At 53.6% G+C, this 19639-nt stretch carries 19 protein-coding genes; 10 read left to right on the top strand and 9 right to left on the bottom strand.

Features of this window, described 5'->3' with window-relative positions; all coding sequences use genetic code 11:
* The 6 genes from B3729_RS06435 to pilG all read right to left on the bottom strand — a co-directional run.
* Positions 1–2741 (bottom strand): Hpt domain-containing protein (locus B3729_RS06435; RefSeq protein ID WP_286787426.1); only part of this gene is annotated, 2741 nt, incomplete at its 3' end.
* Positions 2742–2760: 19 nt separating this feature from the next.
* Positions 2761–3645 (bottom strand): CheR family methyltransferase, encoded by an 885-nt coding sequence (locus B3729_RS06430; RefSeq protein WP_010795385.1) that lies wholly within the window; start codon positions 3643–3645, stop codon positions 2761–2763.
* Between the two features lie 30 nt (positions 3646–3675).
* Positions 3676–5706: a methyl-accepting chemotaxis protein gene (locus B3729_RS06425; protein WP_286787425.1), complete on the bottom strand. Its 2031-nt coding sequence runs from the start codon at positions 5704–5706 to the stop codon at positions 3676–3678.
* A gap of 183 nt (positions 5707–5889) precedes the next feature.
* Positions 5890–6426 (bottom strand): chemotaxis protein CheW, encoded by a 537-nt coding sequence (locus B3729_RS06420; protein ID WP_010795387.1) that lies wholly within the window; start codon positions 6424–6426, stop codon positions 5890–5892.
* Between the two features lie 24 nt (positions 6427–6450).
* Positions 6451–6816: a twitching motility response regulator PilH gene (pilH, locus tag B3729_RS06415; RefSeq protein WP_010795388.1), complete on the bottom strand. Its 366-nt coding sequence runs from the start codon at positions 6814–6816 to the stop codon at positions 6451–6453.
* A 39-nt stretch (positions 6817–6855) separates the two neighbouring features.
* A complete protein-coding gene (gene pilG / locus B3729_RS06410) occupies positions 6856–7263 on the bottom strand; it encodes a twitching motility response regulator PilG (RefSeq protein ID WP_010795389.1) in 408 nt (135 codons plus the stop codon).
* Positions 7264–7492: 229 nt separating this feature from the next.
* Here pilG and gshB point away from each other — a divergent pair, with 229 nt between their 5' ends.
* From gshB to B3729_RS06375, 7 genes are all read left to right on the top strand, one after another.
* A complete protein-coding gene (gshB, locus tag B3729_RS06405) occupies positions 7493–8455 on the top strand; it encodes a glutathione synthase (RefSeq protein ID WP_010795390.1) in 963 nt (320 codons plus the stop codon).
* Positions 8456–8563: 108 nt separating this feature from the next.
* Positions 8564–9457, top strand: a complete 894-nt coding sequence (locus B3729_RS06400; protein ID WP_286787424.1) for an energy transducer TonB — start codon at positions 8564–8566, stop codon at positions 9455–9457.
* 51 nt (positions 9458–9508) lie between these two features.
* On the top strand, positions 9509–10078 hold the full coding sequence (locus B3729_RS06395) for a YqgE/AlgH family protein (RefSeq protein WP_150346818.1): 570 nt from the start codon (positions 9509–9511) through the stop codon (positions 10076–10078).
* The gene (gene ruvX, locus B3729_RS06390) at positions 10079–10540 is read left to right on the top strand and encodes a Holliday junction resolvase RuvX (RefSeq protein WP_019364349.1); all 462 of its coding nucleotides are present in this window, start codon (positions 10079–10081) and stop codon (positions 10538–10540) included.
* The gene (pyrR, locus tag B3729_RS06385) at positions 10537–11049 is read left to right on the top strand and encodes a bifunctional pyr operon transcriptional regulator/uracil phosphoribosyltransferase PyrR (protein ID WP_010795394.1); all 513 of its coding nucleotides are present in this window, start codon (positions 10537–10539) and stop codon (positions 11047–11049) included. Before ruvX ends, pyrR begins: the two co-directional genes overlap by 4 nt.
* 18 nt (positions 11050–11067) lie before the next feature.
* A complete protein-coding gene (locus B3729_RS06380; RefSeq protein ID WP_019364347.1) occupies positions 11068–12066 on the top strand; it encodes an aspartate carbamoyltransferase catalytic subunit in 999 nt (332 codons plus the stop codon).
* A complete protein-coding gene (locus B3729_RS06375; RefSeq protein ID WP_286787423.1) occupies positions 12067–13338 on the top strand; it encodes a dihydroorotase in 1272 nt (423 codons plus the stop codon).
* 39 nt (positions 13339–13377) lie between these two features.
* Here the strand turns inward: B3729_RS06375 and B3729_RS06370 are convergent, their stop codons facing one another.
* The gene (locus B3729_RS06370; RefSeq protein WP_150346816.1) at positions 13378–13794 is read right to left on the bottom strand and encodes an NINE protein; all 417 of its coding nucleotides are present in this window, start codon (positions 13792–13794) and stop codon (positions 13378–13380) included.
* A gap of 208 nt (positions 13795–14002) precedes the next feature.
* Here B3729_RS06370 and B3729_RS06365 point away from each other — a divergent pair, with 208 nt between their 5' ends.
* From B3729_RS06365 to B3729_RS06355, 3 genes are all read left to right on the top strand, one after another.
* Entirely contained in the window at positions 14003–14671 is a 669-nt protein-coding gene (locus B3729_RS06365) for a C40 family peptidase (protein WP_010795398.1), read from the top strand.
* A 97-nt stretch (positions 14672–14768) separates the two neighbouring features.
* Positions 14769–15980 (top strand): putative DNA modification/repair radical SAM protein, encoded by a 1212-nt coding sequence (locus tag B3729_RS06360; protein WP_286787422.1) that lies wholly within the window; start codon positions 14769–14771, stop codon positions 15978–15980.
* Positions 15981–15982: 2 nt separating this feature from the next.
* Positions 15983–17401, top strand: a complete 1419-nt coding sequence (locus tag B3729_RS06355; RefSeq protein ID WP_286787691.1) for a UdgX family uracil-DNA binding protein — start codon at positions 15983–15985, stop codon at positions 17399–17401.
* A gap of 3 nt (positions 17402–17404) precedes the next feature.
* Here B3729_RS06355 and B3729_RS06350 read toward each other — a convergent pair whose 3' ends face one another.
* Positions 17405–18544 carry a PilT/PilU family type 4a pilus ATPase gene (locus B3729_RS06350; RefSeq protein WP_286787421.1) on the bottom strand — a complete coding sequence of 380 codons (1140 nt, stop codon included), beginning with the start codon at positions 18542–18544 and terminating at the stop codon, positions 17405–17407.
* A complete protein-coding gene (locus tag B3729_RS06345) occupies positions 18544–19578 on the bottom strand; it encodes a type IV pilus twitching motility protein PilT (protein ID WP_010795402.1) in 1035 nt (344 codons plus the stop codon). Before B3729_RS06345 ends, B3729_RS06350 begins: the two co-directional genes overlap by 1 nt.
* Positions 19579–19639: the final 61 nt, after the last annotated feature.

Below are 19639 nucleotides of genomic sequence, written 5' to 3'. Positions count from 1 at the left end.
TCTGGCTCTGGCTCTGGCTCTTGCTCTTCAGCATGGTCTACAGACGTAACCGGAGCCTCGACGTCAGCATTTTCATCCTGAGAACCGGGCCCAACCTCAGAGGCAGGCTCTACCTGTTCAGAAGACTCAAACGCGTCTGGAATCGGAAGCCCGCGGGCCAGCGCATGAGCCGCCGCTGCAAGGTAATCGACATCGTTACGCTGACGCTGAGCATTCAGCTCGTACTCATCAATCAGCTGCGGCAGTAGCTGTAGGACCTCGTTTACTACATGCTGAATATCAGCAGAGGTTTCTACACTGTGGTCGATGACACGGTTGAGAAGGTTTTCAACCGCCCATGAGAGTTCGCCAATGATCAAGGCGCGCACCATGCGCCCGCTACCCTTCAGGGTATGGAAGGCTCGACGGCTCTCAGATAACGCTTCACGATCCGAGGCATTAGCCAACCAGCGGGGAATATACGTGTTAAGCGTTTCGAGCACTTCTTCTGCCTCTTCGATGAAGACTTCTCTCAAATCTTCATCGACAGGCTCCTCATCAACAGGAGGAGGAAGAATAGAGGGAGGAACTTCTTTTGCAGGCGGATTGATAGCCTGCACAGGGGAGGCCATGACATCCCCCAGATCCATATCAGTCTCTTCGCCATGACTGGGTGCAGGAGAGGTGTCAGTTGCTGTATCGATGTGTTCAGGCAACGCCTCAGCCTCAGCCTCAGTCGGCTGCGACGCATCCAGAGACGCGGTGGCTTCCTGCTTGTCATCCCTGGCTTCCAAGGCACCGGTAGCTGCGTCGGCAGGCAGTTCTGGCTCTGTCGAGGGCTCGTGAGAAAGCGCCTCCTCCGCTGTCGGCTCAAGTGATGTAGCGTCCTGCTGTTGGCCGTCAACACCAGAAGCGGTGCTGGCTTCAGGAGAGCTGCTTTCGAGCGAATCAACCGCTCCAGCGTGGGCAGGCTCTTCAACCTCTGCATCAGCATCGCTCATAGCGCTGTCAGCGCTTGCGTCCGGCGTCGGCTCTGTAGCGATTTCCTCTATAACCAGAGGCACATCAGTCGAACTGGATACCAAGGGATAGCCCAAGGTTTCCATGCTCTCCTCTGCTACATCAAGAATCAGCTCCTGCTGTGCATTGGAGTCGTCAGCGAGACGTTCAAGGTAATATTCGACACTGGTAATAGCATCTGCCAGCGTGTCCAAGCTCTGCCAGTCTGGAACGACCTGGCGAGCCAGGAGCTCTTGCTGAATATAGCGATTACATGCCTCAACCAGGCCTGCTGCACGCTCCAGAGGAATCATGCCCAGGCCGCCTCGAACCTGGGTCAGCAACTGGGGAATCGGCAACAAATGCTCATGATTCCATTGAGAGGCTATGAATTCGATAATGGCATCTTTGGTCTGCTCAAGACCGTTACGCGCCTCTCTAATGACAAGCTGATGTACCTGGGCAACGTCTGTCGTGGGAAGATGAGACTCCTCATCATCGCCATGATCCGTCACGCCAATCATGCCCGCCAGTGTTGCCTCGACATAAAGCAACGCACCTGCGATATCCATGAGCGCAGAATCGGTACTGGGCACATCGCCAGCGGCCAGCGCCGAGACCTGATCGATCTGATCTAGAATGACGCGACGCGGCTGGCCAAAGCCCAGGACAGCCAACGTGTCTGCAATTTGCTTCAAGGGAAGCAGCAGTGCGCCCAGCTCGCTAGACTGCTGACGGTCGCTACGTACATACAAATCAAGGCTGTCCTTGATGCGCACCAGCTCTTCGCACAGAGCTGTCACCACGGAGCGCATCGCATCGCGATCCGGACCAATGCTTCCATTGTTTCCAGTATCACCCTGCCCTGAAATCTGCAGCGCTTCTTCGAGCTTGTAGAGAGCCTTTATTTCCTTGATCCGGGGCGTATCGCTTGTAGCTTGGCCCAGATAGAAAAGCAGATCGCGTGTCAGATCATAAGAAGCTGGCACATTGAGTGCCGCTGTTCCGCTTGCCAGCAGCCGCTTGAGCTCATTATCGATGCGACGCAGAAATACACGTACGCGGCTATCGTTCTCGAAGACGCCAGCGCTGAGTCCTTCAATCAGAGCAGAAGCCATCGGCCACAACTCGCCAAGCGGACTGCCTGCGCATAAATGCTCAAGACGCTCGAACACCTTCGTCAGATAATTGAGGTGACTGGCAACACCTTGGTTACGGAACAGGCTGACTTGTGCAACCTGTAAAACCTGACGGAGTTTGCGTACGACTACCGGCCAATCGGTTGCTTGTCTGCGAGCCAGTTCTTCAGGCTCGAGAAGCGGCACAAGAGGCGGAGAAGCTGGCGAGAAGAAGTTAACCTCGGATAAAGGCTTCTCGCCTCTGACTGCACGCAGTTCATTCAGAAGCGGCAGCACCATCATCGGCAGGTCGCGACGGGCACCGAGAATGCGATCCAGATAGGATGGAAGTTGCAAGATGGCTCGCATCAGAACTTCAAGCGCATCACTCTGGGCTGCTGCCGGATCGTTCTGAAGCACCTCGGCCAGCCGCTCCATTTCTTCGGCAAGCAGCGCCGCGCCATAGAACTCGACCATCTGCAGGGTGCCGTGGACCTGGTGAATGTAGGTCAGGCAGAAGCGAATCCGGGTAGTGTCCTGAGGATTCTCAACGAAAGCTTCAAGTGCATGCTGGGCTTGCTTCAGCGTTTCGGCAATCTCACCCTTCACCCACTCCAGAGCGACATAATCGTGCCGATCTGCCATATTCACTCCATTCATACCGTTAAGCTACCCTGCGGGTAAAAGCCAAAACACGCTCATCAGCGACCGGGATCAGGTCTGGATGACTCCAGCCAGTGACCTCTCCCACGCCAATTACTAAAAGTCCGCCGGGGTTCAGCTTGCTGACAAGCTGATTGAGAATGTCCTTACGAAGCCACCGACGAAAATAAATGAGCAGGTTTTGACAGAAAATGACATCCATGCCAGATATGGGTGTTCTACCAAGCTCGAGCACATTCAATCGCGCGCAACACAGGCGAGCTTTCAAAGCGGAAGCTATGGAAAACGTTCCATCTGCATGATTTGAAAAATAGCGATCAAGCAGCGAACTATCTAAATGCTTAACTTTCTCAGAGGCATATATTCCAAGACGAGCGTTACTCAAGGCATGTGAACTAATGTCTGTAGCAAAGACACCGTAGCGCTCGGATAAACCCGCCTTGCGGAAGGTCTCTGAGGCCGTTATTGCCATTGAGTAAGCTTCTTCTCCACTGGAGCAACCCACACTCCACAAAGACAAGGTTGCCTCGCTGTCCAATTGGATACGCTGACTCAAATAAGCCTCCAACGTCTCGAAGGAAGGAAGGTGGCGAAAAAACTGAGTGAACTGCGTGGTTAAGTGATTCAGCAGATCAGCCCATTCCCTTGCGCCCGTCACTCCCCGTGTTACATATCGATAGTAGTCTGCGTAATCGTTGATACCCAGCGCTCGCATACGGCTCGTCAAATGGGTCTGAAAAAATGGGCGCCTCGCGATGTCGATAACAATCCCGACACGACTCTCAAGCAAATGCTGCCAAGCGATGAATTCGCTTGGCAGCATTTCCATCGAGGGCTGGAAACTCCAGCCCTGGGGATGCTCGACATTCGTTGCGATAGCGTCCATACCTCTCGCCGCTCCGTACGAGCTGTGCACTTAGCTAGGAGACTGATCTTCTGGCAGCTTGAAGCCCGAAACCGAACGTCTCATTTCATTCGCCATCTTCGCCAAGTCTCCAATGCTACGAGCGGTAGCGGTAGTACCGGCAGAGGTTTGCGAAGTAATTTCCTGAATGACGTTCATAGTGTTTGAGATGTGACCTGCAGATGACGCCTGCTGACGCGCAGCATTGGAGATGTTCTGGATCAGACCTGCCAACGCTCTGGAAACCTTTTCAATTTCCTCGAGCGCCACACCCGCGTCCTGGGCCAGAGAGGCACCGCGAACTACTTCGGAGGTCGTTTGCTCCATGGAAATAACAGCCTCGTTGGTATCGGTCTGAATCGCTTTTACAAGGGCTTCGATCTGCTTGGTTGCGCCAGAGGAACGCTCAGCAAGACGTTGAACTTCATCGGCTACCACGGCGAAGCCGCGACCCGCATCACCGGCCATCGAAGCCTGGATGGCCGCATTAAGGGCCAGAATGTTTGTCTGGTCGGCAATGTCGTTAATCAAGCTAACGATGTCACCGATCTCTTGGGAGGATTCACCCAGTCGCTTGATCCGCTTGGAGGTATCCTGAATCTGCTCACGGATGTTATCCATGCCCACGATCGTATTATGTACGACCTGGTTGCCCTTGTTTGCAATGGATACAGAGCGCTCTGCTACCGCAGTCGACTCGGAGGCGTTGGCCGATACCTGGTCAATAGAAACTGCCATTTCGTTAACAGCGGCAGAAGCCCCGGCGATTTCCTGCGCCTGGTGCTCGGAAGCCTCCGCCAGATGAATAGCGGTTGACTGAGTTTCCTGAGCAGCTGCCGATACCTGAACCGCTGTCTGGTTAATGGTTTTAACCAGGTCACGCAACTGGTCGATCGAGTAGTTGATCGAGTCAGCAATCGCCCCTGTAAAGTCTTCGGTAACGGTTGCCTCTACGGTCAGGTCACCGTCGGCAAGGTCTGCAATTTCGTCAAGCAAGCGAAGAATCGCAGCCTGGTTACGCTGGTTCTTTTCATTGGTTTCAGCCAGACGCTGACGTGCTTCTTTTACAATGATAAGACCGATTGAAATAATCGATACCAACGCGATAAGGCCCAGAACGTAGTTACCGAGGACGTTGATACGTCGCTCAGCCGTTACGTTGCCATAACCTTGCGCCAGATCCGACGCTTTGGTCAAAAGCTGCTGTGAACTGGCAAAAATCTGGTTGGCTGCTTCACGAACGACAAGCAGTTCAGAAGACGTACCGAGAATTTCGTCCACGTTGCCGGAAACGAATTCAAACAGCTCGTTAACCTCATTCAAACGGTTAACAGCTTCGGGGTCAGTCACTTTTGCGATGTTCATCGAAGCGTTGCCTTCAAGCATCGCGTTCAAGACACGGCCAAACATACTGGCATCACGACCGAAACTATCGGCGGCCTGAACAGCAGACTGATCGCCAGCCAGCACCTTGTTAACCGAACCGAGAATACGCTCAGCCAGGAGTGACTGACGTTGCGCGACCGCTACTTGTTCAGCGGGTGCCTTACGCTCCAGCAGGATGTTAACGATCTCATCATACTCTACCTGCAACTGGGGAATCGTCTGGGCAAGCGTAGTCGCAAGCTGATGCAATGATAGTACGGTCTGCTCACTGGCCGTAATGTCATCCGCACTTTTCCGGACACGATCCCATTCAGCCTGTACCGCTTCCATTTGTGGGGCAACAGACAATGAAGAAGGCGGCAAACCTGCTAGCTCATTACCGTTACGCAAGATATCCCAGCGTCTTTCGAACTCGTTACGAGCCGCCTTAAGCTGATTGAATGCCTCGGGCTTACCTGTTGCAGCCTCACTCGCGTTGGTGGAAATACGCTGTGAGAGAACACGCAACTCACCCGCATGCTCAAGATATTGCTTATCGTGGTTGGCTTGCGTACTGAGATACGCGAAGTTTGCGAAAAGCAGAACAATTGAAATGATCAGCGCGACAAAAAGGCCGGCGACCATAGGACTCGTTTTCCCCGTACTCGTTTTCTTCATTGCTGGCCCCCGCCTGGACCGGTTTATTGCATATTCCTTTGTGATAAAGCCAATTCATTTGGCCCCACAATCCATTGCCCATGCAATTAGATGGCCAGCTTGACTGGCTCTCGTTCAGCATGGATGTGTCCGCCTGCATGTCTTATACAGAGAAGCGTGGCGATACTGATGTTACGTTGTGCGCTAAGCGGCAACGTTTAAAAACTGCTGGTGTTGAACCAGTGCGTGTGGACTGAAAACCAACCACTCCGATTCCCGGGTAAAAACCCCGTGAATGAAAGCCTCTAGCTTTTCTATCGGCGCAGCGGACTTTTCACTGAAGGAAGTGATTGAAAAATGTTGCATACCAAACACTTCATCGACGATCAGTCCAGCATAAATGTCCTGGTGATCAACAACCAGAACACGGCGCTGAGCGCGAACAGACGATGACTCGCCGCCCAGAAATCCATTGAGATCCATCAAGGGAAGCAAGCGTCCGCGAACATTGGCTACACCCTTCACCCAGTTTTTTACGCCAGGTAAAAGGGTATAACGAGGCTCATGGAGAATTTCACTCACCTCCCCCATTGGAGCAACAAACAGACGGCCTCCCATACGGAACCCGACCCCGCTCCATGAGCGCACCACCTCCTGCTGAGCAGGCAATCCCGCCGCCAGGTCCCGGCATCGCTGATCGATCTGAGCGAAAAGGGTATAAGGAGTATGGCTTCCATTCATATGAAGATCCTGCCTTGAATGACCTTAAGCGCTGAGTACACCAGCCAAGGTTTTCAACAATGTGTCTTCATCAATCGGCTTCGTCAGATAATCACGCGCACCTTGACGCTTGCCCCAGACCTTGTCGGTCTCCTGATCCTTGGTCGTCACGATAACGACAGGGATCTGGCTGGTTTCGCTGTCCTTGGTTAACTGACGGGTTGCCTGAAAACCGTTCAGACCGGGCATCACGATGTCCATCAGAACGACATCGGGCTTTTCCTGACGAGCCAAGGCAACGCCATCAGCACCGTTTTCAGCCTTGAGAACCTGATGGCCGTGCTTTTCCAGCATGGCGGTCAGCTTGTACATTTCAGTCGGTGAATCATCGACTATCAAAATTCTAGCCATTTTCGAATCCTACTTGGTCAGTACCACGAACCAGACGCCTCAGGACGTATGCTCGACTGGGGTAAAATTAGGCACATGGTTTTTTATTGCGCCGATCAGCTCTTCTTTGCTGAACGGTTTGGTCAGGTACTGATCGGACCCAACGATCCGACCCTTAGCCTTGTCAAAGAGGCCGTCACGCGAAGAAAGCATGATGACCGGCGTCGATTTGAATGCGCTATTGTTCTTGATAAGCGCACAGGTCTGATAACCGTCCAAACGAGGCATCATGATATCAACGAAAATGATGTTGGGATGGTTATCCGCAATTTTTGCGAGCGCATCGAATCCATCGACGGCAGTAATAACTTCGCAGCCTACTTTCTTGAGAAGCGTCTCGGCGGTTCGACGAATCGTTTTCGAATCATCGATTACCATTACCTTCAGACCTTCGGAGTACTGTTCCATGTTTGCTTTACCACCACATAGGCGAGTTATGACGCCTTTATCAATGCATTCCAGCCCTTTTAAGCTATCGGCTGGAAATCGAATCTTTTTAGCACAGTCTACAGGGTCTATCTATTAACCACCGGACTACCGGTTTTTCTTGATAACTAAGCGCGCTATCGCCACTCTGAGCATTCATCAGTGTCGGCCGATCAGAGCCGTCAAACCGTTTGCTTTGGAGAATCGATCAATGAGCATACGCATCGGGATAGTTATGGATCCCATTGCCCATATTGCCTACAAAAAAGACAGTTCCCTTGCCATGTTGTGGGCTGCTCAGGCGCGTGGATGGACACTACATTACATGGAGATGCAGGACCTGTACCACCTTGACGGCAAATCTCGTGCGCGCTGCCGTTTATTGAAGGTACATCAAAATTCTGAACACTGGTACGACCTGCATGATGAGCTGGACATTCCTCTTGCAGACTTAGACGTCATTCTGATGCGCAAGGATCCACCCTTCGACAATGAGTATGTCTATGCTACTTATATGTTGGAACAGGCAGAGCGGGAAGGATCGTTGATTGTTAACAAGCCCTCCAGCCTTCGCGACTGCAATGAGAAATTTTTTGCCACTTTATTCCCAGAATTGACACCCCCTACACTGGTCAGTCGCCGTGCCGACTTGATTCGGGAATTTGCCCAAACCCATCAGGACGTCATCCTCAAGCCGCTTGATGGAATGGGTGGCTCGTCCATCTTCAGACACCGCGAAGGCGACCCGAACCTGTCGGTCATACTGGAAACACTGACACAGCACGGAACACAACAGATCATTGCGCAGCGCTACCTACCGGCTATCAAGAGTGGCGACAAGCGTGTACTCATGATCGATGGCGAACCCGTGGAGTACTGCCTTGCCAGAATACCGGCTCAAGGCGAAACCCGAGGCAATCTGGCGGCGGGTGGCCGGGGTGTCGCGCAGCCCTTGTCTGACAGGGACAGAGAAATCGCGGCCAAGGTAGGACCTGAGCTTCGCAAGCGTGGCCTACTATTTGTAGGACTGGATGTAATTGGCGAGCATCTGACGGAAATCAACGTGACCAGCCCTACCTGTATTCGGGAAATTGATAACGCCTACGATACCCGCATCGCTGAGCGGCTGATGGATGTCATCGAAAAGAAGGTGGCGATGAGACCTGGACGATAGACATTTGTCCCAACTCTCTTCAGACTTCCTCAAATAGTCATCAACCGGCACGACAGGATCGTCCTGCCGGTTAGCAGTTTTCTCATAGCGTAATCTCAACTACTCATCATGAATGCCGCTATCCCAAATACGCTGCCTGCCGCCTCTGCCGTTCGCCCTGCAGACCGTCTTGGCTTTACCCTCTTTATAGCGGCACTGGTTCATGTCGTTCTGATTTTGGGTTTGGGCTTTTCTATGCCGGAACCTAGTGAAGTCAGCAAGTCCCTTGAGATTACACTCGCCTCATTCAAGAGCGACAGGGCGCCGGAGAAAGCGGATTTTCTGGCCCAGGAAAATCAGCAGGGTAGCGGCACGCTTGATAAGGCACTGGCCCCCAGCACTACAGAAGAGGTGCCATTCAAAGACAGCGAGATAAAGCCTGCCGTCAAGCCGACTTCCCCTCGGCAAACCACTGAACCCAAGACCCCTAAGGCCGCCGTCACGACCAAGTCGGCACGCCAGGATAAGGCATCTACCCGGAAAGAAAAACCCGAGCCTGAAGCTGTCGCCCGAGAAACACCTCACTTTGATAACTCTCAGATCTCAAGCGAAATAGCCAGCCTTGAGGCCCAGCTTTCCCAGGAGCGTCAGCAGTATGCCAAGCGGCCAAAGATCTACCGGATCAATGCAGCCTCTACCATGAAGGACAAAGGCGCCTGGTACAAGGAAGACTGGCGCAAGAAGATCGAACGCGTCGGCAACCTGAACTATCCAGAACAAGCCCGCCGAGAACGACTTTACGGAAGTCTTCGTCTGCTGGTCTCTATCAACCGAGACGGCTCGCTTTACGAGGTTCAAATCCTCGAGTCCTCTGGACAGACCGTGCTTGATCAGGCCGCCCTGCGCATTGTGCGCCTGGCTGCGCCATTTGCACCGTTTAGCGGAGACCTCAGCGATATCGACAGGCTTGAAATCATACGGACATGGCGCTTTGAGCGTGGAGACCGACTCGCCAGCCAATAATGTTGTTGAGTTAGGCTTGAAGCTTCCTACGTGAAGCTAGAAACTAGCAGCATGAACGCTAGCACTCCGCAATACCTCAAAAACCATCTTTTGATCGCCATGCCGCACATGGCGGACTCCAACTTTGCCCAGACGCTCATCTATCTGGTTGAGCACGGCGAGGATGGTGCCATGGGCATCATCATCAACAAGCCCAGCGCATTAAATCTGGAAGATGTTCTGGAACAGCTGCGCCCTGATGAAGAGCCGCCGCTTTCCTCGAGAAGCACTGCCATTTATAACGGCGGACCAGTGCAAGTCGAGCGCGGCTTTGTTCTTCATCCATCCGGCCCGCAATTCCAGGCAACACTGGAGCTGGGTGAGCTGGCACTTTCCACCTCTCAGGACATCTTGTTTTCCATAGCCGATGGCCACGGGCCCGAGCAGCACCTGATTGCCTTGGGCTACGCCGGGTGGGAAGCAGGCCAGCTTGAAGTCGAGCTGGCTGAAAATGCCTGGCTTACCTGCGAGGCCGATCCATCCATTCTGTTCGATGTTCCCAGTGAGCTTCGTTTGAAAGCAGCAGCGGCCCAGCTAGGTATCAACCTATCCTTATTGACCAGCCAATCGGGTCATGCCTGAATGATTTCCTCATTTAAGCTGGTACTGGGATTTGACTACGGCACGCGCCAGATAGGCGTTGCGGTGGGCCAGCCTGTAACAGGCCAAGCTCGAGAGCTATGCATTCTCAAAGCACAAAATGGTGTGCCGGACTGGTCGAAGGTTGAGAGCCTGCTTAAAGAGTGGCAACCCGATGCGCTGGTAGTGGGCCTTCCATTGAATATGGACGGTACGTCTAGCGAGATGAGTACACGTGCGGAGAAATTCGCACGACGCCTCAATGGTCGATTCAATCTACCTGTTTACACCCACGATGAGCGCCTGACCACATACGAAGCCAAGGGTGTACGTCTTGCCCAAGGCCAGCGTGATGGTTACCGTGAACGCCCTGTCGACGCCTTGGCCGCTGCCATGCTCCTTGAAGGCTGGCTTACTGCCCAAGCCGAGACGGTCAAACCCGAGCCTCCGCAGGAGAATGCATGAGCACCCCGAATCCTACCGATCTAATTCCGCAAATGGCGGATCAATTGACTCGCCACCTTGAGCGCAAGGGTATTAGCGAACCCTGCTTGGTGGGAATCCGAACCGGAGGTGTCTGGGTTGCTCAAGCGCTACTGGATGCTCTTCAAAATGAATGGCCCCTAGGCACCCTGGATGTTTCATTCTATCGGGATGACTTTACTCAGAATGGGTTGCATCCACAGGTACAACCCTCTGCCCTCCCCTTTGAAATAGAAGGCAGGCACCTTGTTCTGGTTGACGATGTGCTTATGACCGGGCGCACCATTCGTGCGGCATTGAATGAATTGTTCGATTATGGCCGCCCAGCCAGCGTGACCCTCGTCTGCCTATTGGATCTGGAGGCACGCGAACTTCCTATTCGCCCCGACATCGTTGGTCAAACGCTTCCCTTGGGTCCGGATGAGCGCATCAAGCTGACAGGGCCTACTCCCCTGGCCTTTGAACGAAAAGCCCTTTCTTCTGCTATTTGACACTCAAGGCTTACCGCCATGACCAACGCTACGCGTTCCTTGCAACTGAATGCCAATGGTCAGTTGCGCCATTTTCTTTCCCTGGATGACTTACCTCGCCCTCTGCTGACCGAACTGCTTGATACGGCAGACTCCTTTCTTGAGGTAGGCGCACGCGCAGTCAAGAAAGTACCCTTGTTGCGCGGCAAAACGGTATGCAATGTTTTCTTTGAAAACTCAACCCGGACTCGAACCACTTTCGAGCTGGCGGCCAAGCGGCTTTCTGCCGATGTCATCACACTGAACGTTTCGACTTCCTCGACCAGCAAAGGCGAAACACTGTTCGATACCTTACGAAACCTGGAAGCTATGGCGGCGGACATGTTCGTAGTCAGACATGCCGACTCCGGCGCTGCCCATTTTATTGCCGAGCATGTTTGTCCACAGGTAGCAATCATCAATGGCGGCGACGGTCGTCATGCACACCCCACACAGGGCATGCTCGATATGCTCACCATTCGCCGTCACAAAGGTGATTTCGAAAAACTGTCTGTAGCGATTGTTGGCGACATCTTGCACTCCCGCGTGGCGCGCTCGAATATGCTGGCGCTACGGACTCTGGGATGCCAGGACATTCGCGTCGTCGCACCACGCACGCTCCTGCCCATCGGCCTTGAAGATAGTTATGGCGTAAAAACGTTTACGGACATGACGGCCGGACTGAAAGATGTGGATGTAGTCATCATGCTGCGTCTTCAACGCGAACGGATGCAGGGTGGGCTACTGCCCAGCGAAGGCGAGTATTACAAGCTGTTCGGACTGACCACACAACGCCTGGCTCAGGCTAAACCAGACGCAATTGTCATGCACCCCGGACCGATCAACCGTGGAGTGGAAATAGAGTCGGCCGTCGCTGACGGGAGTCAATCTGTGATTCTCAATCAGGTGACCTACGGCATTGCCGTACGTATGGCTGTTCTATCCATGGCAATGAGCGGGCAAACGGCCCAGCGTCAACTTGAGCAGGAGAATATCTAAGTGACTCTGAGCATTATCAAGGCGCGGGTAATAGATCCCGCCACCCGCCTCGATCAAATAACCGATATTCACGTTTCCCAAGGCAATATCATTGCCTTGGGTGAAGCCCCTGTTGGTTTCAAGGCAGAAACTGTAATTGATGCCTCTGGACTGATAGCAGCTCCCGGCCTTGTTGATCTGAATGTGTCGCTCCGCGAACCAGGCCATACCCGAAAAGGCACTATAGAAAGCGAAACGCAGGCAGCGGCAGCAGGTGGTACAACCAGCCTGTGTTGTCCGCCGTCTACCAAGCCCGTACTGGATACTACTGCGGTCACCGAACTCATTCTGGATCGTGCGCAAGCGGCAGGTAAAGCGCGTGTCTTTCCTGTTGGTGCCCTGACAAAAGGGTTGGCCGGAGAGCAACTTGCCGAACTCGTTACATTGCACAGTGCAGGCTGTGTAGCCTTTACCAATGGGCTGGCCCCCATGGCAGGCATGCGCACGCTTCGGCGAGCACTGGAGTACGCAGCGACCTTTAATTTGAAGGTTATCTTTACGTCTCAGGATGCTGATCTAGCAGAAGGCGGGCTGGCTCATGAGGGCCCTACCGCTAGCTTCCTAGGTCTTGCTGGCATACCAGAGACAGCTGAAACCGTTGCCCTATCCCAAAACCTTCTTCTGGTTGAGCAAAGCGGCGTACGAGCACACTTTAGCCAGCTGACCAGCGCCCGTGGAATCGAGATGGTCGCTGAAGCGCAGGCACGGGGGCTCCCTGTCACCGCCGATGTAGCGTTGTATCAACTGTTCCTTACTGATGAACGGCTTGAAGGGTTTTCCAGTTTTTACCATGTGCAGCCGCCTCTTCGCACTGAGCGAGACAGGCAGGCGTTGCGTGAAGCAGTACGAAGCGGCGTAGTACAGGCCATTGCCAGTCATCACCAGCCGCATGAAGAAGATGCGAAGCTTGCGCCTTTCGCAGCCACCGAGCCCGGTATCAGCAGTGCAGAACTGTTGTTACCTCTGACCCTGAAGCTTGTAGAAGAAGGATTACTGGATTTATCGACTGCCCTTCACAGGCTAACAAGTGGCCCTGCCTCTGTATTGGATCTGCCTGCCGGTCAGTTATCAGTAGGTACTCCAGCCGATATCGTCCTCTTCTCGCTCGAAGAGCGTACCACCGTAGGCAAGCCCTGGCTTTCACGCGGGCGCAATACGCCATTCATGGACGTAGAGCTGCCAGGAAGGGTTCGCCATACACTGGTTGCAGGCAAGACAACGTATCAGGCCTGAAACCAGCGAACCCGCTGTGTACAGCGGGTTCGCTCATCCCTACCCTAGAATACCGCCTCCTTTCTGCCGATTCTCGATGGAGACCTGATCGTTCAGCGTCCAGAAATCGTACAGCACACCCAACAGGAAAAATCCGCCGGTAAAGAAGTACAGAATGGCCGTAATCCATTTACCCATGTACAACCGATGGACGCCAAAAATGCCCAGAAACGTCAACAGTATCCACGCAATGCTGTAATTGACGCGACCGCCCTGGAACCGCATATCTGCCTCACGATCCATGCTGGGGATCAGAAACAGGTCGATCAGCCAGCCAATCCCTAGAAGGCCTAGCGTAAAAAACCAAATGGTGCCGGTAACTGGCTTTCCGTAATAAAAGCGATGAGCACCCAAAAAGCCAAAAATCCACAACAGGTATCCAAGCACTTTGCTATGCGTATCGTTTTGGTACTTCATGACAACCTCAGTCACAGAGCGGTAATGTCTGCTTCATAAGCAAGATTTTTTGATTTCACTGGTCATTCTGCCAGTGATTCCAACTGGTATAGAAACCTTTTGCGACATGAACCGCTGATTTTTGATAAATATCTCGACCGGCGGAGCGGAAATAAAACTATCGATCTGATATAAAGTTGCGCGATTTTGATTATCAGGTCCGTCGACAATGCGCTCTTTACTCATTACCTGGCTATCAGCCTGTTTGGTACTGCCTGTGACGGCAGTCCAGGCCAAAGAAGCCGTTAGTGCTCGCGCTGCCGCTCCGGCTCATGCCAAGTCAGCACCACGTGCCAATAAACCCAAGGCACGTACACAACATGTTTATGCTCCTGCCAAGCCCAAGGCGGGAACCATTGTGCAAGCACATGCTGCCGCTCAGCATGCTGCGGCCAAGGAAAGCACCAAAGTAGTCAACCGCGCAATCGATGTACTAGGGACACCCTACCGTTGGGGCGGCACAACACCTAAGCATGGTTTTGACTGCAGCGGACTCGTGAATTATGTATACCGTGACGTCCAGAATCTTGAGCTACCTCGTACCTCTCAGGAGCTGGCTCGCATGGATGGCATGAAGGTTGGAAAAAAGGATCTAAAACCTGGCGATTTGATCTTTTTCAAGATACATGGCCGCAATGTTGACCATGTTGCGATTTATATGGGCCATGACCGCTTTATCCATGCACCTCGTCGTGGAGAAAGCGTACGAATTGATCATCTCAGCCGCCCCTACTGGAAAACGCGTTTCGCCTCAGCCAAGCGTGTTCTTCCCCAGATGGTCGCCACGAGTGAACAGCAGGTCCGCCCACGTAGTGCGCCTAATCCCCACAAGTCCTAACGATAGCGCTACCGTAAGCCCACCGTTGAGCAGAAGCGGTTGAAGACTTTCTGCAGCCCTTTATACTGTGCACATATACAGTATAAAGGGCTGCTTCATGGAGTTGACCGACAAACTCATCGTTTTGGCTGACGCCGCCAAATATGACGTGTCATGTGCCAGTAGTGGAGCACCCAAGCGCTCATCCAAGGGTAAGGATGGTCTAGGCGCCACAGATGGCATGGGTATTTGCCACAGCTTTACGCCCGATGGCCGTTGCGTCTCCCTGCTTAAAATCTTACTGACCAACTTTTGCCTCTACGACTGCCAATACTGTGTCAATCGTAGGTCCAGCAATGTCCCCCGCGCCCGTTTCACGCCGGAAGAAGTTGTAAAACTTACGCTCGATTTTTATCGGCGCAATACCATCAGCGGTCTCTTCTTGAGCTCAGGAATTATCCGCTCGGCAGACTATACGACGGAGCAGCTGATCCGAGTGGCTCAGTTACTGCGCGAGGAGCATCAGTTTCGAGGTTATATTCATCTAAAGACCATTCCTGATGCAGATCCCTTACTAATCGCCAAGGCAGGGCTTTATGCCGATCGTCTTTCAGTCAATATCGAACTGCCTACCGAATCGGGCCTGACACGTCTTGCTCCTGAAAAGGAGGTTCGCAGCATCAAAAAAGCCATGGGCACGATCCGTCTTGGTCTGGAGGAAACCGCCGCTGAAAAGAATGCGCCACGCTTTGCACCGGCTGGGCAGAGTACGCAGATGATCGTAGGCGCTGATGCTACTGATGACCGGACCATACTGGATACCGCGCAAACCCTGTACGGCGCCTATCAGCTGAAACGCGTGTACTATTCGGCGTTCAGCCCCATCCCGGATAGTCCGAACTCCGTACCTCTCATACCTCCGCCTTTATTGCGCGAACATCGACTTTATCAAGCAGATTTTCTTATTAGAGGTTACGGTTTTACGGCCACGGAATTACCAACGGAAGGTGGAAATCTCCCGCTGGATATTGATCCTAAGCTTGCTTGGGCTCTGAGTAACCGTGACACTTTTCCCCTCGATCTCAATCAGGCGGAGCCTGCGTTAATTGCTCGGGTTCCAGGCATTGGGATGCTGTCAGCCAAGCGCCTCGTGACATTAAGACAGCAACGGCGTATCCGCTATGCAGATCTCATTCGTCTTCGTTGCAGCCTGGAAAAAGCCAGGCCGTTCATCATTGTTCACGATTACCGTCCCAGCTCCATGCTTGCTGAGTCCTTGCACCTTCGTACTCAGCTCAGTGAAAAGCCTGCCCAATTGGCGCTCTGGTGACTATGCGCACTGTTTCCTTTGACGGCTCGTTTGCAGGTTGGCGGCGCGTAGCCAGAAAGTTGCTAGAGCAGGACATAGCGCCCCATGAAATCAGTTGGCAAACCGAGCCTCTATCAAATGATTTGTTTGCTACCGCAGATGCACAGCCATTGGAAACGGCCTCATCAACTATCCGAGTACCCAGGCAACTTGCAGACTTATTGAACTTGGCAGCCTGTTATCGACATCCCCAGCGTTGGGCACTGCTATACCGTGTCCTGTGGCGAGTCATACGGGGTGATCAAGCAGCGATGCTGGCCGGTGACGAGGATGGTAGCGAATTGCACCGTTGGGCCAAGGCAGTCAGGCGAGAAATTCATCATTTACATGCTTTCCTACGCTTTAAACAGCGGGGCGAGCATGCGGGTAACCCCCACTACGTTGCGTGGCATGAGCCGGCTCATGATGTGTTGGCGCTGGCCGCCCCTCATTTCTGCAACCGGATGGGGAATACCTCCTGGCTGATCGCCACACCGGAGGCAGCCGCATTATGGGATGGAAAGACATTAACGCTCGAGGCCCCCTGCCCCACAGGACTGGAAGCGCTTGCTAAACAGCAACGTGATGATGGCGAGCGCCTCTGGATGGCTTATTACGCAAGCACATTCAATCCCGCCCGCGCCAACCCCAAGGTCATGACGGGACATATGCCCAGGCGATTCTGGAAAGACCTGCCGGAGGGACCGTTGATCCCCACACTGCTTAGCGAGGCGCGCACCGGTACGCAGCGAACGGCCCAAGCAAAAAGCGTAAGCGAACAGACAGGAAAAACGGTACCCGTATCAGCTGCTGAGGTATTACCGGTACGCGAACAACCAAGCACCCTGGAAACCTGCCGTCGCTGTCCGCTCTGGCAGCGCGCCACTCAAGCCGTTCCAGGCGAGGGACCTCTCAATGCGAGGCTTTTCCTGATAGGCGAGCAGCCCGGCGATCAGGAAGATCTGCAAGGCCGCCCTTTCATAGGGCCGGCTGGACAGGTGCTTGATCGAGCTATTCGAGAGGCAGGCCTACAGCGGGAATCGCTCTATCTGACCAATGCCGTCAAGCATTTCAAGTGGACGCCACAGGGACGTCGACGTAAACATGTTACCCCTACCGTTGAGATCGCCCCGTGCCGCCATTGGCTTGAGAACGAGCTGGATACCATCAAGCCGGACGTCATTGTTGCATTAGGGGCTACCGCACTGGAGTCCCTGATGCACAGAAAACCAGGCTCATTGAGTGAGTATATGGGTCGTGTTACACAGTGGCAGGGGCGGTGGCTGATCGTCACGTATCACCCATCCTATGTTCTGCGCGTACCCGAGGAAGCCAGGCAGAGACAGGCCCAAGCAGCGCTTATCGCAGCCCTGGTACAGGCCAGGCAGCTACTTGAGCCTTAAAGGTTATCGGAAACGCTTGCTGTCCTCGCCCATATCCAGGGAGAGTCCTTGAGTAATGTTAGTCAAATGATCCGCATCGGTTTCGGAGCCCAGCTTGATCATCAAGCGCAGATCATTGGCAGAGTCCGCATGCGCCAACGCATCTTCGTAGCTGATCTCACCGTCGCGATACAACTGGTACAAGGCCTGATCGAACGTTTGCATGCCCAATTCCGTCGAGCGCTTCATGAGCGGCTTGAGCTCATGCACCTCTCCCTTCCGAATCAGGTCTGCCGCCAACGGCGTGTTGATCAACACTTCGATAACCGCCCTACGGCCCTTACCATCAATCGTGGGAACCAGCTGTTGAGCCACAATGGCCTTGAGGTTGAGCGAAAGGTCCATCCATATCTGCTGATGCCGATCAGCCGGGAAAAAGTGGATGATCCGCTCCAACGCCTGGTTCGCATTGTTAGCGTGTAACGTTGCCAAACACAGGTGGCCGGTCTCGGCGAATGCCACCGCATACTCCATGGTTTCCCGAGTACGTACCTCGCCGATCATGATGACATCAGGTGCCTGACGAAGCGTGTTCTTCAGCGCGACCTCAAAAGACTCCGTATCCAGGCCCACTTCCCGCTGCGTCACAATGCAGTTCTGGTGCTGGTGAATGTATTCGATAGGGTCTTCGATCGAGATGATATGGCCAGTGGAGTTCTTGTTGCGGTGACCAATCATGGCAGCTAGCGACGTGGATTTGCCCGTGCCGGTTGCCCCGACGAACAGCACCAGGCCACGCTTGGTCATGGACAGTTTTTTCAATGCCTCGGGCAGACGCAACTGATCAAGCGTAGGGATGTTTACCTCGATACGCCGAAGCACCATGCCCACCAGGTTACGCTGATAGAACGCACTTACCCGAAAGCGCCCCACCCCTCTGGAGCTGATCGCAAAATTGCATTCATGCTTCTCGGCGAACTCCGCTCTCTGCTGTTCATTCATGACGCCAAGAACCACTTCCCGAGCCTGATCAGGCGAAAGCGGCTCCTTGGTTACCGGCAGAACACGACCGTTCACCTTCATGGACGGTGGAACACCAGTTGTAATGAACAGATCGGAGCCGCCCTTTTCGACCATCAGCCGCAGCAGCTTTTCGAATTCCATCAGAAGTTCTCCGGAATCTTGGCTTTCTCACGAGCGCTGTCGCGACTGATCAACCCCTTCGCCAGCAGGTTTTTCAGGCACATATCCAGCGTTTGCATTCCAAGACCACCACCTGTCTGGATGGCAGAGTACATCTGCGCCACTTTGTCTTCACGAATGAGGTTGCGGATCGCAGGCGTCCCAATCATGATTTCATGGGCAGCCACACGGCCCCCGCCGACCTTCTTGACAAGGGTCTGAGAGATAACGGCCTGCAGCGACTCGGACAACATCGAGCGAACCATGGATTTTTCTTCGGCCGGGAAAACGTCCACGATACGGTCGATCGTTTTGGCGGCCGATGTGGTGTGCAGCGTACCAAATACCAAGTGTCCGGTTTCCGCAGCGGTCAACGCCAGCCGGATCGTTTCAAGGTCACGCAACTCACCGACCAGAATGATATCCGGGTCCTCACGCAGCGCAGAGCGCAATGCCTCCGAGAAGCCTAGAGTATCGCGGTGCACTTCCCGCTGGTTGACCAGGCATTTCTTGGACTCGTGAACGAATTCGATCGGGTCTTCGATAGTCAGGATATGGTGATACTTGGTGTTATTCAGGTAATCCAGCATGGCCGCCAGCGTCGTTGACTTGCCGGAGCCTGTAGGACCGGTGACCAACACCAGACCGCGAGGAACATCGGTTATCTTGCGAAACACATCGCCCATTCCCAGCTCTTCCATCGAAAGCACTTTAGAGGGAATAGTACGGAACACGGCACCCGGTCCACGGTTCTGGTTGAAGGCATTGACACGGAAGCGCGCAATGCCTGGCACCTCGAACGAAAAGTCGGTTTCAAGGAATTCTTCATAATCCTTGCGCTGCTTGTCATTCATGATGTCGTAGATGAGCGCATGCACCTGCTTGTCGTTGAAAGCGGGCAGGTTGATGCGTCGAACATCGCCGTCGACACGGATCATGGGTGGCAAACCGGAGGAAAGGTGTAGGTCGGATGCACCCTGTCTGGCACAAAACGCCAGCAGTTCCGTGATATCCATGAAGACTCCCTTAATACAAACAAGCAGGTAGAATGCCGCCTTATCAGCAGCGGTATTTAGA

The sequence above is a fragment of the Pseudomonas sp. UBA3149 genome (assembly GCF_002364655.1).
Lineage (GTDB): Bacteria > Pseudomonadota > Gammaproteobacteria > Pseudomonadales > Pseudomonadaceae > Chryseomonas > Chryseomonas luteola.
This window is presented reverse-complemented; position numbering and strand designations above follow the sequence as displayed.

Bases quoted from the DNA above. Each gene is read 5' to 3' on its own strand.
- B3729_RS06430 (WP_010795385.1), bottom strand. From the start codon at position 3,645: ATGGACGCTATCGCAACGAATGTCGAGCATCCCCAGGGCTGGAGTTTC.
- B3729_RS06425 (WP_286787425.1), bottom strand. From the start codon at position 5,706: ATGAAGAAAACGAGTACGGGGAAAACGAGTCCTATGGTCGCCGGCCTT.
- B3729_RS06420 (WP_010795387.1), bottom strand. From the start codon at position 6,426: ATGAATGGAAGCCATACTCCTTATACCCTTTTCGCTCAGATCGATCAG.
- pilH (WP_010795388.1), bottom strand. From the start codon at position 6,816: ATGGCTAGAATTTTGATAGTCGATGATTCACCGACTGAAATGTACAAG.
- pilG (WP_010795389.1), bottom strand. From the start codon at position 7,263: ATGGAACAGTACTCCGAAGGTCTGAAGGTAATGGTAATCGATGATTCG.
- gshB (WP_010795390.1), top strand. From the start codon at position 7,493: ATGAGCATACGCATCGGGATAGTTATGGATCCCATTGCCCATATTGCC.
- B3729_RS06400 (WP_286787424.1), top strand. From the start codon at position 8,564: ATGAATGCCGCTATCCCAAATACGCTGCCTGCCGCCTCTGCCGTTCGC.
- B3729_RS06395 (WP_150346818.1), top strand. From the start codon at position 9,509: ATGAACGCTAGCACTCCGCAATACCTCAAAAACCATCTTTTGATCGCC.
- ruvX (WP_019364349.1), top strand. From the start codon at position 10,079: ATGATTTCCTCATTTAAGCTGGTACTGGGATTTGACTACGGCACGCGC.
- pyrR (WP_010795394.1), top strand. From the start codon at position 10,537: ATGAGCACCCCGAATCCTACCGATCTAATTCCGCAAATGGCGGATCAA.
- B3729_RS06380 (WP_019364347.1), top strand. From the start codon at position 11,068: ATGACCAACGCTACGCGTTCCTTGCAACTGAATGCCAATGGTCAGTTG.
- B3729_RS06370 (WP_150346816.1), bottom strand. From the start codon at position 13,794: ATGAAGTACCAAAACGATACGCATAGCAAAGTGCTTGGATACCTGTTG.
- B3729_RS06365 (WP_010795398.1), top strand. From the start codon at position 14,003: ATGCGCTCTTTACTCATTACCTGGCTATCAGCCTGTTTGGTACTGCCT.
- B3729_RS06360 (WP_286787422.1), top strand. From the start codon at position 14,769: ATGGAGTTGACCGACAAACTCATCGTTTTGGCTGACGCCGCCAAATAT.
- B3729_RS06355 (WP_286787691.1), top strand. From the start codon at position 15,983: ATGCGCACTGTTTCCTTTGACGGCTCGTTTGCAGGTTGGCGGCGCGTA.
- B3729_RS06350 (WP_286787421.1), bottom strand. From the start codon at position 18,544: ATGGAATTCGAAAAGCTGCTGCGGCTGATGGTCGAAAAGGGCGGCTCC.
- B3729_RS06345 (WP_010795402.1), bottom strand. From the start codon at position 19,578: ATGGATATCACGGAACTGCTGGCGTTTTGTGCCAGACAGGGTGCATCC.